This window comes from Proteus columbae, assembly GCF_002777965.1.
Taxonomy (GTDB): Bacteria; Pseudomonadota; Gammaproteobacteria; order Enterobacterales; family Enterobacteriaceae; genus Proteus; species Proteus columbae.
The window spans coordinates 126731-142816 of sequence record NZ_NGVR01000020.1; the positions used below are offsets into that span (position 1 = coordinate 126731).

At 38.0% G+C, this 16086-nt stretch carries 10 protein-coding genes; 7 read left to right on the top strand and 3 right to left on the bottom strand.

Translation table 11 applies throughout. From position 1 onward, the window contains the following. Nucleotides 1-601: 601 nt before the first annotated feature. From leuA to mutH, 6 genes are all read left to right on the top strand, one after another. A complete protein-coding gene (gene leuA, locus CBE70_RS09330) occupies nt 602-2161 on the top strand; it encodes a 2-isopropylmalate synthase (protein WP_023581485.1) in 1560 nt (519 codons plus the stop codon). A 2-nt stretch (nt 2162-2163) separates the two neighbouring features. After that, entirely contained in the window at nt 2164-3255 is a 1092-nt protein-coding gene (gene leuB / locus CBE70_RS09335) for a 3-isopropylmalate dehydrogenase (RefSeq protein WP_100159127.1), read from the top strand. Nucleotide 3256: 1 nt separating this feature from the next. After that, nucleotides 3257-4666, top strand: coding sequence for a 3-isopropylmalate dehydratase large subunit (leuC, locus tag CBE70_RS09340; RefSeq protein ID WP_100159128.1), 1410 nt, complete (start codon nt 3257-3259; stop codon nt 4664-4666). Between the two features lie 8 nt (nt 4667-4674). Further along, on the top strand, nt 4675-5280 hold the full coding sequence (gene leuD / locus CBE70_RS09345) for a 3-isopropylmalate dehydratase small subunit (protein ID WP_100159129.1): 606 nt from the start codon (nt 4675-4677) through the stop codon (nt 5278-5280). A 290-nt stretch (nt 5281-5570) separates the two neighbouring features. Next, on the top strand, nt 5571-7250 hold the full coding sequence (gene sgrR, locus CBE70_RS09350) for an HTH-type transcriptional regulator SgrR (RefSeq protein WP_100159130.1): 1680 nt from the start codon (nt 5571-5573) through the stop codon (nt 7248-7250). 623 nt (nt 7251-7873) lie between these two features. Next, nucleotides 7874-8551, top strand: a complete 678-nt coding sequence (mutH, locus tag CBE70_RS09355; RefSeq protein ID WP_100159131.1) for a DNA mismatch repair endonuclease MutH — start codon at nt 7874-7876, stop codon at nt 8549-8551. A gap of 101 nt (nt 8552-8652) precedes the next feature. On the opposite strand, the gene speB is transcribed toward mutH, so the two are convergent. Together speB and speA are read right to left on the bottom strand one after the other, a co-directional pair. Continuing rightward, nucleotides 8653-9573, bottom strand: a complete 921-nt coding sequence (speB, locus tag CBE70_RS09360; protein ID WP_036912424.1) for an agmatinase — start codon at nt 9571-9573, stop codon at nt 8653-8655. 101 nt (nt 9574-9674) lie between these two features. Then, nucleotides 9675-11582, bottom strand: coding sequence for a biosynthetic arginine decarboxylase (gene speA / locus CBE70_RS09365; protein ID WP_100159132.1), 1908 nt, complete (start codon nt 11580-11582; stop codon nt 9675-9677). A 689-nt stretch (nt 11583-12271) separates the two neighbouring features. On the opposite strand from speA, the gene metK reads away from it, so the two are divergent. Continuing rightward, nucleotides 12272-13426: a methionine adenosyltransferase gene (gene metK, locus CBE70_RS09370; protein WP_100159133.1), complete on the top strand. Its 1155-nt coding sequence runs from the start codon at nt 12272-12274 to the stop codon at nt 13424-13426. A gap of 184 nt (nt 13427-13610) precedes the next feature. Here the strand turns inward: metK and bcsG are convergent, their stop codons facing one another. Next, the gene (gene bcsG, locus CBE70_RS09375) at nt 13611-15356 is read right to left on the bottom strand and encodes a cellulose biosynthesis protein BcsG (protein WP_100159134.1); all 1746 of its coding nucleotides are present in this window, start codon (nt 15354-15356) and stop codon (nt 13611-13613) included. Nucleotides 15357-16086: the final 730 nt, after the last annotated feature.

Genomic DNA, 16086 nt, shown 5'->3' on the forward strand with positions numbered 1-16086 from the left:
AAAACAAAGTATGATAAAAATCATAATAAAATAATGTACTTTCATTCCTAAAATAGGTATCAGATATCTATTATCTTTTATAATACAATGATTTTTATTCTTACATTCAAAACGTTGCTCACATTTATCAATCATTCCTCCCCTAACACTTTCTTTTTTCTCTATCAATTAGCTGATTAAAAAAAAAGCAAACAATTGTTTAATTTTTCATTTCACTCTTTTTCAAACAACGTATGGAACATTAACCTAATCAATGAATGCTTGATAGTTATAATCATTAGTAAAAATTTAGATATTAGTCAGAATCACTATGAAAAATTTATAAATAAAACTGACAAATGAATTAATAAATTCCAATGCTTGACATCTTTATTGGTATTAGGTATCAATTAATACAGATTATTGAGAACTTATCTAAGGATGTTTCATGTTAAACGCAATTTTACTATCAAGCCTACTACTACTCGCAACTTTTATGCGCGGTCGGCTTATGGGTAAAAAGTGAAACACACCTGCCCTTAGAGAGAAACCCGCGCTAGTCGCGGGTTTTTTTATACCTGGGAGAGCGCAAACAGCCAATAAAAAGAGAAAGGAACAGATTATGAGCAATGACGTGATTATTTTTGATACCACATTGAGAGATGGTGAACAAGCATTGCAGGCGAGCTTAAGCGTAAAAGAGAAGTTACAAATTGCTTACGCTTTAGAGCGTTTAGGTGTGGATATCATTGAAGCGGGCTTTCCTGTTTCTTCTCCTGGTGATTTTGAATCCGTACAAACCATTGCACGCGAAATCAAAAATAGCCGTATTTGTGCATTAGCTCGCTGCGTTGATAACGATATTGATGTTGCCGCAGAATCTTTAAAAGTCGCAGAGGCTTTTCGTATCCACGTATTTTTGGCAACCTCGGCATTGCATGCTGAACATAAATTGAAGAAATCGTTCGAAGATATTATTGAAATGGGCGTGAACTCAATAAAACGCGCTCGTCGCTATACCGATGATGTGGAATTTTCTTGTGAAGATGCGGGTCGTACTCATATCGATAATTTATGTCGAATTGTTGAAAGCGCAATTAATGCTGGTGCAACCACCATTAATATTCCAGACACCGTAGGTTATACAACGCCTTATCAGTTTGGTGGAATTATCACCAACTTATTTGAGCGTGTTCCCAATATTGATAAAGCCATTATTTCTGTTCACTGTCATGACGATTTGGGCATGGCGGTCGCTAACTCAATTACCGCAGTACAAGCAGGTGCAAGACAAGTAGAAGGGACAATTAATGGCTTAGGCGAGCGTGCAGGTAACTGCGCATTAGAAGAAGTCATTATGGCGATAAAAGTCCGTGAGCAAATGATGAATGTTCAGACACGGATTAATCACAAAGAAATTTATCGTACCAGTCAATTAGTCAGCCAATTATGTAATACGCCAATTCATGCTAATAAATCTGTTGTTGGCTCCAATGCATTCGCGCATTCATCGGGTATTCACCAAGATGGCGTGTTGAAGAACCGCGAAACCTACGAAATCATGACACCGGAATCTATCGGATTAAAAGAGGTACAACTGAATTTAACTTCTCGCTCAGGTCGTGCCGCAGTTAAACATCGTATGGAAGAGATGGGTTATCGTGAAACAGATTATAACTTGGATACTTTATATTCTGCCTTCTTACGTTTGGCTGATAAAAAAGGCCAAGTCTTTGATTACGATTTGGAAGCTTTAGCATTTATGGGACAACAGCAACAAGAGCCTGATGAGTTTGTAATGAATTATTTTAACACTCAATCTGGTTCATCAACCGTTGCTACCGCAAGCGTCAGCATTACTCATGGTGATAAAGAAATTACTGAAGCAGCAACTGGTAATGGTCCTGTCGATGCAGTTTATCAAGCCATCTCTCGTGCAACAGGTTATCCATTGAAATTAGTCACTTACCAATTAACAGCGAAAGGTGAAGGCAGAGACGCCTTAGGGCAAGTTGATATCGTCGTTGAATATCAAGGACGTAAATTTCATGGGATGGGTTTAGAAACTGACATCGTAGGTTCATCAGCAAATGCCATGATCCACGTTATTAATAGTATTTGGCGCTCAGAGCAAGTCGAAATAGAAAAACGCAAACAACACACAACACAAGAAGCGGTTTAATTATGTCAAAAAATTATCATATTGCAGTATTACCCGGAGATGGTATTGGCCCTGAAGTCATGGCTCAAGCACAGAAAGTGATGAAGGCAGTTAGTGAGCGTTTCTCACTCAATATCACAACAAAAGAATACGATATCGGTGGAATTGCCATTGATAATCATGGTAGCCCGTTACCCGCAGATACCTTAGCAGGCTGTGAACAAGCTGATGCGATTTTATTTGGTTCCGTCGGTGGTCCTAAATGGGAACATTTACCCGCAAATGAACAGCCAGAACGTGGTGCTTTATTACCATTACGTAAGCATTTTAAATTGTTCTGCAATTTACGCCCTGCTCGCTTATATGAAGGTTTAGAAGCCTACTGCCCATTACGGGCTGATATCGCACAACGTGGTTTTGATATTTTATGTGTACGCGAATTAACAGGTGGTATTTATTTCGGTCAACCTAAAGGTCGTGAAGGCGAAGGCGCACAAGAGCGTGCTTTTGATACTGAAATTTATCATCGTTATGAAATTGAACGTATTGCACGCTTTGCATTTGAATCGGCACGTAAACGCCGTCATAAAGTAACCTCAATTGATAAAGCTAACGTATTACAAAGCTCTATTTTATGGCGTGAAGTTGTAACTGAGATCGCAAAAGAATACCCAGATGTTGAAATTCAACATATGTATATTGATAACGCAACAATGCAGTTAATTAAAGATCCTTCTCAGTTTGATGTGTTGCTGTGCTCCAATATTTTTGGCGATATTTTATCTGATGAATGCGCAATGATCACCGGCTCTATGGGAATGTTGCCATCTGCCAGTGTTAACGAAGAACGCTTTGGTTTATATGAACCCGCAGGAGGTTCAGCTCCTGATATAGCTGGTAAAAACATCGCTAACCCTATTGCACAAATTCTGTCGGCAGCACTGTTATTACGTTATAGCTTTAATGAAGATAATGCAGCTCAAACCATTGAAGATGCTATCACACAAGTATTAGCAAAAGGCTATCGCACCGCAGATTTAGCGGGTGATGGTAACGCAATCACAACCGCCGAAATGGGTGATCGTATCGCTCAGTATATTCGTGAAGGGGCATAACATGGGTAAAACATTATATCAAAAAATTTATGATGCACATGTTGTCAGAGAAGTGAGTGATGAAACACCCATTTTGTATATCGATAGACATTTAGTGCATGAAGTAACATCGCCTCAAGCCTTTGATGGATTAAGAACAAAAGGTCGCCCTGTTCGTCAACCGAATAAAACCTTTGCAACGATGGATCACAACGTATCAACACAAACTAAAGATATAAATGCTTGTGGTGATATGGCAAGAATTCAAATGCAAGAGTTGATGAAAAACTGCCAAGAATTTGGTGTCACCCTGTATGACTTAAACCATCCTTATCAAGGAATTGTTCACGTAATGGGGCCAGAACAAGGCTTAACCTTACCGGGAATGACCATTGTTTGCGGTGATTCACATACAGCAACTCATGGTGCTTTTGGTTCATTAGCTTTTGGGATTGGTACTTCAGAAGTTGAACATGTTTTAGCAACTCAGACCTTAAAACAGTCTCGTGCCAAAACATTAAAAATTGAAGTTCAGGGTAAAACCGCCATTGGGATCACGGCAAAAGATATCGTATTAGCGATTATTGGCAAATTAGGCAGTGCGGGTGGTACAGGCTATATCGTTGAATTTGCGGGTGAAGCGATTGAAGCCTTAAGCATGGAAGGTCGAATGACCTTATGTAACATGGCGATTGAAATGGGGGCTAAAGCAGGTTTAGTAGCACCTGATGACACCACTTTTGACTACTTAAAAGGACGTCAATTTGCGCCTAAAGATCAGTCATGGGATGAAGCCGTCGCTTATTGGAGAACCTTAAAGTCTGATAATGATGCAACTTTCGATGCCACAGTTACAATTAATGCGGCAGAAATTGCCCCACAAGTTACGTGGGGCACCAACCCGGGGCAGGTTATTGCTATTGATCAAATAGTCCCGTTATTAAACAGCTTTAATGATCCCGTTGAACGAGCTTCTGCTGAAAAAGCCTTGGCTTATATGGGATTAAGTGAAGGCGTCAACTTAACCGATGTCGCTATCGATAAAGTTTTTATTGGCTCTTGTACTAACTCTCGTATTGAAGATTTACGAGCTGCTGCGGAAATTGCAAAAGGCCATAAAGTTGCGTCTCATGTTCAAGCGATTGTAGTTCCAGGATCAGGCCCTGTTAAAGCCCAAGCAGAAGCTGAAGGCTTAGATAAAATCTTTATTGAAGCAGGTTTTGAATGGCGCTTACCGGGCTGTTCAATGTGTTTAGCCATGAATAACGACCGATTAAATCCGGGTGAACGCTGTGCATCCACCAGTAATCGTAACTTTGAAGGCCGCCAAGGTCGTGGAGGTCGGACACATTTAGTCAGTCCTGCAATGGCAGCAGCTGCTGCTATTAATGGTCATTTTGCAGATGTTCGTACATTTGCAGTGGCATCTTAAAGGAGAACATGATGAATAAATTTACTCAACACACGGGTATTGCGGTTCCTTTAGATGCGGCAAATGTGGATACCGACGCCATTATTCCTAAGCAATTTTTGCAGAAAGTGACGCGTACTGGTTTTGGTAAGCACCTGTTTCATGATTGGCGTTTTTTGGATGACGAAGGCACTCAGCCTGATCCTACATTTATTTTAAATCAGCCAATTTACCAAGGGGCTTCTATTTTATTAGCACGAGAAAACTTTGGTTGTGGATCATCTCGTGAACACGCACCTTGGGCATTAACTGATTATGGTTTTCACGCCGTTATCGCCCCCAGTTTTGCTGATATTTTTTACGGAAATTCATTTAACAATCAATTATTACCAATTAAATTAAGTGATGATGAAGTCTCACAATTATTTAATTGGGTAAAAGAACATGCTGGTACACCAATTACCGTAGATTTAGTAGCACAAGAAGTCATAGCGGGTGAATTGCGTTTCTCTTTCGAAATCGACTCATTTCGCCGCCACTGCATGATTGAAGGATTAGACAGCATTGGATTAACGCTACAACACCAAGATGATATTAGTGCTTACGAGGCAAAACAACCCACCTTTATGCGCTAACTAAAGCAATTTTTCACCATCTTCTACTTTCTGTGATGTTTACTTTGTCATTCTTGCCGTAAATTCGTTTACGGCTTTTTTTTGCTCCAACAAAAAATGCCTATAAATAGCCAATAAAAAAGCCAGTGATCAGTATCACTGGCCGGTAATCACCGAATGCTCAAATGGGGGAGTCTGTCAGTATTCGTAATTTGTGATAACTAACATGAGAGCTAACTTTAAACACAGACATTATCGGTCTAATATAAGGAAATTAAAATTGATCACTTTATCAAGGGATTTCCTCTTTTATGACCTCACCCCGCTTAGAGTTACAATTTATTCGCTTATGGCAAGCCTTTCAGGGAAAAGCAACTGAAACAACATTACAAGAATTAGCACAAACCCTGCACTGTACACGTCGTCATGTCCGCTCTTTATTAAATAAGATGCAAGAAATAGGTTGGATAAATTGGCAAGCAGAAGTCGGTCGAGGTAAAAAATCCACGCTTATTTTTCACTCTAATGCACTTGAGATCCAACAAAATCGCGCAGAAAGACTGATAGAAGAGAATGATATTGAAAAGCTTGTCGCACTGATGGGCGATAAAGATTCTGTACGCCAAATGGTGCTCTCACAAATTGAAAAAAGCTTTCATCCCGGTCAACAACTACTGCGTATTATTTACTATCGTCCTTTTAGAAATTTATTACCGGGAACACCATTAAGACGTTCTGAATTACATTTAATGAGTCAGATATTTAACTCATTAGTCCACTTAAAAGAGGAAAATGGGGAAATCGAAGCCGAATTAGCTCATCATTGGCAAATGATCACAGAGCAACATTGGCGATTTTATTTACGTCCTTCTATCTATTTTCATCATGGCCGTGAACTCACTCTTGAAGATATCAGCACTTCTTTAATGAGAATGAAACACTGCAACCCTCTTTATGCACATATAGAACAAATTTCCTCGCCTCAACCTTATGTGCTCGATATTTTCTTAAGCGAAGCAGATAAGCAATTTGCAACGCTATTAGGCAGTCCACAAGCTGTTATTTTGCCACAAGAATGGGCATCACTCCCCTCTTTTGCACAACGCCCTATTGGTACAGGCGCTTATCAAGTTATCGCTAATGATAAACATAAGCTGCAAATCAAAGCGTTTAATCGTTATTTTGGCTTACGGGCATTATTAGATGAAATTGATATTTGGGTAGTTCCTGAATTGAATAACAAGATGGTTTGTTCAACTATTCATTTAACAGATGATGATACCAATAAAGATTCACTAGAAAGTCGTAAAGAGGAAGGATGTTATTTTCTGCTCTATGATAGTCGCTCAAAGCAGTGCCAACAGACTGAAATAAGGGAATGGTTAAGCAGTGTATTAACTCCTGTTAATATGCTGACACATTGTGATCCTTTCTATCAACGCCATTGGTCCCCTGCTTATGGGTTATTACTTCATTGGCATCACAGTAAATTAATACGCCAACATCCTAAACCTACTTCATTAACAAAACTCACTGTCACTCTTTATAAAGAGCATCATGAATACAGCACTATTGCCGATTTAATCAAAAGTATTTTATCTCAGTATGATATTGAACTGACTATTCAAGTACTTGATTATGAACAATGGTATTACGGTGACGCTAATAGTGATATTTGGTTAGCAACAGTAAATTTTTATAAGCCTTTAGAGTTCTCAATTTTTGCTGCACTTTATGAATTACCACTCTTTCACCAATGCTTGGGAGCCTCTTTTTCACAAGAGCTCACATTATGGCACCAAAAATCTTTGCCACTTGAAGAGTGGTGTCGCCAGCTAACACAAGATATTTGGCTTTATCCTCTATTTCACCATTTACTAGAGCTACAAGGGCAGAGAACCATACGAGGTGTCAAAATGAATACTTTTGGCTGGTTTGATTTTAAATCAGCGTGGTTTACACCTGATATCGATACACCAAGGTTAAAATAGGTTATCGTCTCTTTTCAGTGTTCAAATTAGCCATTATTTATGTTAATTCACAGAAACCTTGAAAGTTATAAACACCCACATAAATGCTTAGGGGATTTATTCACTTTTTCTGTGGATATCTATGTGAAAAAGAGTGAGATAATCAGGGTATAGTTTTTGTATTGTTAGAAAGGCTGTTGATACAAATTTTAAAATATCACTTATAATTCAAATTAGTAGACAAATTTTAATGCCTATTTCAGCGATTGGATAAAACAATTAAAACACACACCCGCTTAAATCGAACAAAAAATAGCCACAGGGTGTTTTATCCACAGGTTATGTCGATTAGTTAGACAAAATAGAAGAATTTTGGCAAATATCAGCAAAAGTCAAGGCTGTAAATCAGAACAGTGATCTCACTTTCTGTAAGTTATCCCATAAAGCTGTGGATAACCTAGTGTAAAAGCCTGTTTATGATTTCAGGATAACCGTGCACAACTTAAAATTATAAATTTCAATTGTCGAATTAACTCAAAAAAATGATGATATATCATGCTATTATGATTTAAATAAAATAAAGCTAAATACGTTATCAACAACCTGTTTTTTCTGTCTATTTTTTATACAAGAAGATAATAATTATGTTTACGCCACCAGTAGCCCCCGAAAATGAGCAAGTTTTATTCGAACGAGCAAAAGCGCTTGCGGGTTATACTTTTGGTGAACTTGCCGCTTTTGCACAGCTTCCTATCCCAATTGATCTTAAAAGAGATAAAGGCTGGGTAGGTATGTTGTTGGAATATTATTTAGGTGCAAGTGCAGGTAGCAAACCTGAGCAAGACTTCAGTGAATTGGGCATTGAACTCAAAACAATTCCAATTGATAGATCCGGTATGCCTTTAGAAACTACTTTTGTCTGTGTCGCAGCATTAACCGGAAACAGCGGTATTACATGGGAAAATAGCCATGTAAAACGCAAGCTCTCAAAAGTGTTATGGGTACCTGTTGAAGGAGAGAGGGAAATACCATTAGCACAACGTCGCGTCGCTTCTCCGTTACTTTGGAGCCCTAATAGTACGGAAGAAGAGCTATTACGCCATGATTGGGAAGAGCTAATGGACATGATTGTGTTAGGTAAAGTAGAAAGCATTACTGCACGCCACGGACAAGTCTTGCAAATCCGTCCAAAAGCCGCGAATAGTAAAGCATTAACTGAGGCTATTGGTGAAAATGGACAACGTATTATGACTCTCCCCAGAGGCTTCTATTTGAAAAAGAATTTTACAGCCCCACTGCTTGCCCGTTATTTTCAGCTTTAATTTTTAACTTTCAGAAGTGCTTAGCATATACATAAATAAAATACAAAAAAGCGATATCTGTGAGATATCGCTTTATCTTTATTTTCAGTGAGTTACAGAAATTATTTCTTTGCTGCTTGCAGATATAACATATCAAGCGCAATCGTAGCCCCTGCCAGTGCGGTTATATCTGATTGATCATACGCTGGAGAAACTTCAACTAAATCCATACCGACAATATTTAACGGTTGTAATGCACGTAAGATCTTCAGTGCTTTATCTGTTGTTAATCCACCGACAACCGGTGTTCCTGTTCCTGGTGCAAATGCAGGATCAAGACAATCGATATCAAAAGTCAGGTAAACAGGTAAGTCGCCAACAATACCTTTGATCTGATCGACAAGATCAGTCACACCACGATCATTCACTTGCGCCGCATCCAATACAGTGAAACCATTATCACTGTCATGATCAGTACGAATACCAATTTGAACAGAGTGGTTAGGATCGATTAATCCTTCATTTGGTGCATGGAAGAACATGGTACCATGGTCAAATTTACTGCCGTTACCATAAGTATCGGTATGTGCATCAAAATGAACTAATGCCATTTTACCAAAATGTTTTGCATGGGCACGTAATAAAGGCAATGTGACAAAGTGGTCACCACCAAACGTTAAACATTTTTTACCTGCCGCTAATAACTTCTCTGTATGAGCTTGTAATTTATCGCTCATATCTTGTGCATCACCGAAGTTAAAAACTAAGTCACCACAATCGACAACGCTTAAACGTTCACGCATATCGAAATCCCACGGCCAGCGGTTACCTTCCCACGCTAAATTCGTTGAGATTTGACGAATAGCGCCCGGTCCATGACGAGTACCTGCACGGCCTGATGTTGCCATATCAAAAGGTACACCCGTAATAACCCAATCTGCATCACTGCTGTAAGGCTGAAAATTCAGTGGAAAACGTAAAAAACCAAATGCATTAGAGATCAATGAATTATCAGTCTCATTACCTAACGTACTATTTTTCATGCTATTACCTCTGTTACCTATAAAAAATAAGCAACATACAATCAATATGATAGATAAAGAGTGGTGTTTAAAACATCACTCTTGCATTGGAAAATAAAGAATTACTCTTCTTCTTCCAGATACGTATAACCGTATAAACCACTTTCAAATTCAGTCAGGAATTGCTCTTGTAACGCCTCGTCTAACTGTGCATTTTTTACTTGCGTACGGAAACGCTCTAGTAGCACGGCTGGATTTAACTTAACGTATTGGAGCATATCAGCAACCGTATCACCCTCTTCACTGAGTTGATAAGTCAAATTTCCTTTTTCATCAAGATAAACGTCTACGGCGGCGGTATCACCAAATAAGTTATGCATATTGCCTAAAATTTCCTGATAAGCCCCTACCATAAAGAAACCGATCATTGGTGGATATTCAGGATCATAAGCTGGCATTGGCATTGTTGTTTCAACACCATCACCATCAACATAATGGTCAATAATACCATCTGAGTCACAAGTGATATCGAGTAACACTGCGCGACGATCAAGAGGTTTATCTAATCCTTCAATAGGTAATACAGGGAATAACTGGTCGATACCCCATGCATCAGGTAAAGATTGGAACAGTGAGAAGTTAACATAGAACTTATCTGACATACGTTCTTGTAACTCATCAATAATAGGACGATGAGCACGATTACTTGGATCTAAATCGTACTGAATACGACGACAGATATTCAAATACAGCTCTTCTGCCCATGCACGCTCTGTCAGGCTTAACATGCCGTGAACATATTGAGTATGCACATCGTGTAAATCTAATTGGCTATCGTGTAACCATTCACGTAATGAACGGCTATGCCCCTTAGTTTGCATCTCTTCCCATGTTTCCCAAAGACTTGCAATCGGTCTTGCTGCATCATCTTCAGGTGGTGTAATTGCCGTAAATTCATTACGTTCAACACCAATCACATTAGAAATTAATACGGTATGGTGTGCCGTTAATGCACGACCTGATTCAGTAATAACCGTTGGATGTGGTAAATCATTTTCATCACATGCGTCACCAATTGCCCAAATAACATTATTCGCATATTCATTAAGACCATAGTTAACAGAGCAATCAGATTGTGAGCGTGTCCCTTCATAGTCCACACCTAAACCACCACCCACATCGAAATATTGAATATTAACGCCTAATTTATGCAGTTCGACATAAAAACGGGCTGATTCACGCACACCAGTTGCAATATCACGAATATTTGCCATCTGTGATCCCAGATGGAAATGCAATAACTGTAAGCTATCTATGCGACCCGCTTGGCGTAAGGTATCAATAAGTTGCAATACTTGTGTTGCCGCCAAACCAAATTTTGATTTTTCACCACCACTTGCTTGCCATTTACCTGAACCTTGAGAGGCAAGACGAGCACGAACACCTAAACGAGGAATAACTTCTAAACGCTCAGCTTCTTCTAATACCATTTTTATCTCAGACATTTTCTCAATCACTAAGAAAACTTTATGTCCAAGTTTTTCACCGGTAAGCGCTAAACGAATATATTCACGGTCTTTATAACCATTACAGACAATCACCGAACTTGTCATATTGGCATGTGCAAGCACAGCCATCAGTTCTGCTTTAGAACCTGCTTCTAAGCCTAAAGGTTCACCTGCATTGATCAATGATTCAATAACACGGCGTTGTTGATTAACTTTAATTGGATAAACCAAAAAGTAATCACCTTTATAACCATAAGATTCACGCGCACGATGAAACGCAGCATTAATAGAACGTAAGCGATGTTGTAAAATCTGAGGAAAACAAAAAAGTGCAGGAAGGCGCAAATGTGAATACTCTTCTTGCACTTGCTTAACTAACTCTGTTAAGTCCAAAGTTGCCTCAGGCACATCAGGATTTGGGCAAACACTGATATTTCCCCGATTATTCGCTAAATAGTACCCACCACCCCAATATGTGATGTTATAGGTGTGCTGCATCTTGCGAGCGATGTTATCATTCATGACATTCTCCTTAGGGAGTATGAGTTTATACCTTGCCTGTCACTATAGTAGTCAATTATCTGACAAAAATCTGAAACGACTGATAAATAACAGTTGGAAGTAATGACTCACTATATATTTTTATATGATTATCCAGCTATACGCAGGACATAATAGTAGAAAGTTCTTGAGTTAACCCATAATGAATTAACACAATTACCTATTGGCAAGTAACAGACAACTTCGCTCTAAAGAGAAAGAGCTCAAAGAGGAAATTACTCTAGATATACTACGTGTATAGTATTGGCGAGTACTGTTTTGGTTTTTGAAAAGACTAACCTGTAGACAATGGATCATTACCCATTCACTCCACACATGGCTTAAACCTATAAGCCATTTCCCTAACAGAGAAACAGGATCAGAAATCCTGCGGTTTACACTGTGTTCAGATTTCACAGTAACCGCGAGGTTATACCTTTAGTTAGTTAAAAATGCAAAGCAAAAAGTACAAAAAACTTTTTTTTCTCTACTCCCTATTTTCTCAACACAAAAATAGCGGACAACAAAAAATAAGATTAACTGTTTGATTCTGCTTTATCCCTATATTTGATTAAAAAAAGCTGGAATTAAAGAGAGAAGAGTCATAAAATGGACGTCTAGATGTTAAAACATCCATCCTTAAACCGTTTGTATTAAGGTAACGAGATATAATGACTACACACCTTTTTACTTCTGAATCAGTCTCAGAAGGTCATCCAGATAAAATTGCAGATCAGATTTCTGATGCTGTTCTGGATGCAATTTTAGAACAAGATCCAAAAGCACGCGTTGCCTGCGAAACTTACGTTAAAACAGGCATGGTTATGGTAGGCGGAGAAATTACCACCAAAGCTTGGGTCGATATCGAAGAAATTACACGTAATACTGTTCGTGAAATCGGCTACACCAGTTCCGACATGGGCTTTGATGCTAATTCCTGCGCAGTTATCAGTGCGATTGGTAAACAATCTCCTGATATCAACCAAGGTGTTGACCGTGCAAATCCATTAGAACAAGGCGCTGGCGACCAAGGTTTAATGTTTGGTTATGCAACCAACGAAACTGACGTATTAATGCCTGCTCCAATTACTTATGCTCATCGCTTAGTTCAACGGCAAGCACAAGTCCGCAAAAGTGGAACTTTATCTTGGTTACGTCCTGATGCAAAAAGCCAAATTACCTTCCAATATGACAACAATAAAGTTGTTGGTATTGATGCAGTTGTATTATCAACTCAGCATTCTGAAGATATTTCGCAAAAAGATCTGCATGAAGCTGTGATGGAAGAGATCATTAAACCCGTTCTGCCCGCAGAATGGTTAAATGAACAAACTAAATATTTCATCAACCCAACAGGTCGTTTTGTTATCGGTGGACCAATGGGTGACTGTGGTTTAACCGGTCGTAAAATTATTGTCGATACTTACGGCGGTATGGCTCGTCACGGTGGTGGTGCTTTCTCCGGTAAAGATCCATCAAAAGTTGACCGTTCAGCAGCTTATGCTGCACGTTACGTTGCTAAAAATATCGTGGCAGCAGGTTTAGCAGATCGTTGTGAAATTCAAGTTTCTTATGCAATCGGTGTGGCAGAGCCAACATCAATTATGGTAGAAACATTTGGTACTGAAAAAGTCCCAACAGCACAACTGATCCTGTTAGTGCGTGAATTCTTTGACTTACGTCCTTATGGATTAATTCAAATGTTAGATTTACTGCACCCAATCTACCAAAAAACGGCTGCTTACGGCCACTTTGGTCGCCCTGAGTTCCCTTGGGAAGCAACAGATAAAGCTGAAATCTTACGTGAAGCGGCTGGCTTAAAATAAGTCTATTGCCAATAACGTCACGTTATTGATTTTAATAAGGCCACATCTTTATAGATGTGGTTTTTTATGACTCCTATTTATAAAACCCATAAAAAAACCCCGCAATCATACGGGGATCTCATAAGAGAAAACGAGAACATAGATTTATGATGAAATGATTTTTCTTATAAAAAGCTATAAAAAGTTAGTTAGGATAATTAATCCACTCACCGCCATTTAACTTAATATAAGACTGCCCTTGATAATCAACCACAACCGTAGCTTGGTTTTCCGCAACATTGGCTGTTTGAGGAAGTTCACTAGCTAATGCATCCCAATCAATAGCAGATTGGTTAAAGATATCCCCATTCACATTACGAGAAATAAACTCAGAGATAGCTAAATAGCTACTCGGTTCATCAACAATCACAGGAGGATAAAATGATGCTTGGTCTTTTATTCCAGTGAAACGAATGCCGACAGGTACAGTAGTAATACTTTGGCTTGGAATATCTCTTAACCCTGACATTTGCGTCTTATCACCTTGTAAAGCCGCACCATGCTCAGGCACAATCACCACCATCACTTTTCTTCCTTTTCTATCTAGCTCATTCATAAAGCTATCTAAATTATCAAGTAATGTAGAGGCACGTTTTCCATAATCAGCAGTGCTATTTTCCCCTACATAACGGTTACCATCATGTAGTGATACCAAGTTCACAAAGGTCACAGTGCGATCTTCTTTAGACTGTTCACGCGCTTTCAACCAACGTTGTAATGTTTCCTTATCATTGTAAATTTTGGTGCCATCAAATGCGGTAATTTGATGAGAAAGATTTTCTTGATCTTGTAAGGCGATATTAAGATTACCGAGTTGCTGAACTTCTTTGAGGTAATTACCAAACTTCCCGTTATGGTCGAGTACCAATTTCTTGGTAAATCCTAACGATGATAAATTATCCATTAGCAAGCATTGTGTATCTGCGGGATCGTATAAATCGGAGTGGTGAGTTTGACCACAACTCGAGCGTAATAATCTTAACGATGCAGGACCACTATAAGAAGATACGGTATTAAAGTGGCTAAATAACACATTAAAGTTACCCCAAATCGGGTGTTCTTGTAGCCCAACAGCCGCCGCATCAGCGGTAGAAAGTGAACAAATATTAATAATCAAGATATCAAAAGGCTGAGCATTGGCTGCTAACTGTGCAGGAAATGGTGTTGTACGTTTTTTCTCGTAACCATAAAACTGAGTGAGCCAATCATCCAATACCTGATTATTCACCTTCTGTTTTTGTGGTGGATAAACTGAATTGATTGGTGCAGTTTCTACCTCTTTAGTCGATACAACTTCAGGGGATACTTGCGGTTCGACTGATGCTGGCAACACTTCAGGAGCTTTAACGACTGCGGTGTTTTTTTCAGTATTAATGTTGCTTTCTTGCGTAAAAGTATTCGCTGAAACAGCGGGCACCACGCCTTGAGAAAAATGAGTAAATCCACCAATATTTAGCCACAATACACCTGCAATAATAAAAACAGATACCCTTACCCACTGTTCAATAAAAAGGTAACCGACTAACAAAATAAAGGCGACACCTATCATTTTGATATTGATAAAGTTAACTGTTAACTCAACAAGGTAATCGAAGGAAAACTGTTTAAGCTGCCCACCTTGGGCAAGTACCGTTGAAAAGCTGGGTAACCAAGTATCATGGTAAAATAGAATTATCCCTATTGGGATAGCGACCCAATTACGCATTTTATACCAACTATTTTTGGGTAATGGGAACAATAAAAAGGCAAGAAAAAGTAAATTGCTAAAAGCATCAAAATTTAAATAACCATACCAAAGCAAAACAAACTTTAGTAAAAAATAGAAATTCCATGCTCCCAACCCATGCCAGTAATGTAAAAAATCGAACTGGGTTGTATTAGATTTGTTCATTTTAATTTCCTACTCTTTAGTATAAATAAATCCAATTCGACAGTTATATGATTACTCATATCTGTCTTTTTATTACTTCTGATATTTAATTAACTACTAAATAAACATATAAGAGAATATTTATTTAAAACCAAGTAAAAGTCCTTAAATAAAAATAACGAAAAATAAAATATCGCCAGAAAATACTGACCTCTTATATAAAAGAAAAAACAATTATGCTCGACAACTTATTTAAGCTGGGTTTAAAAATAAAACACTCAACGTTCTATTGATATAATAGCCTCTATTTTTAAAAATGATGCTTTATTTACATTAAATAATGAAACACAGAGTTATCTTATTTTTATATTTCGAAACAAATACAAAACAAAGCACACATTAATAACATTGAATAACAATTAACAAACATAGTTAGCAATAAAAAAACAAGCACCTCAACATAAAAACATAACCAATCAATAAAAGACTATAATTTAATGATTTTTCTATGAAAAATGACATTAATCAAAATACAATAACGATCATCGAATTTGAACAATTTAATATATTGTTATAAACAGCTAATTTACATTTCTTTTTATTGTTTTATTTCTCAGCTAAACTCTTTCAGTTATTATTTAACAAGCGCAATTTGAAAACCAAAAATATAAAAAAGAAAATCAATAGCAACCATTTATAAAAATAAGATAATAAATATCTATTTTATGTGTTTTTACGTAATTGAAATTGT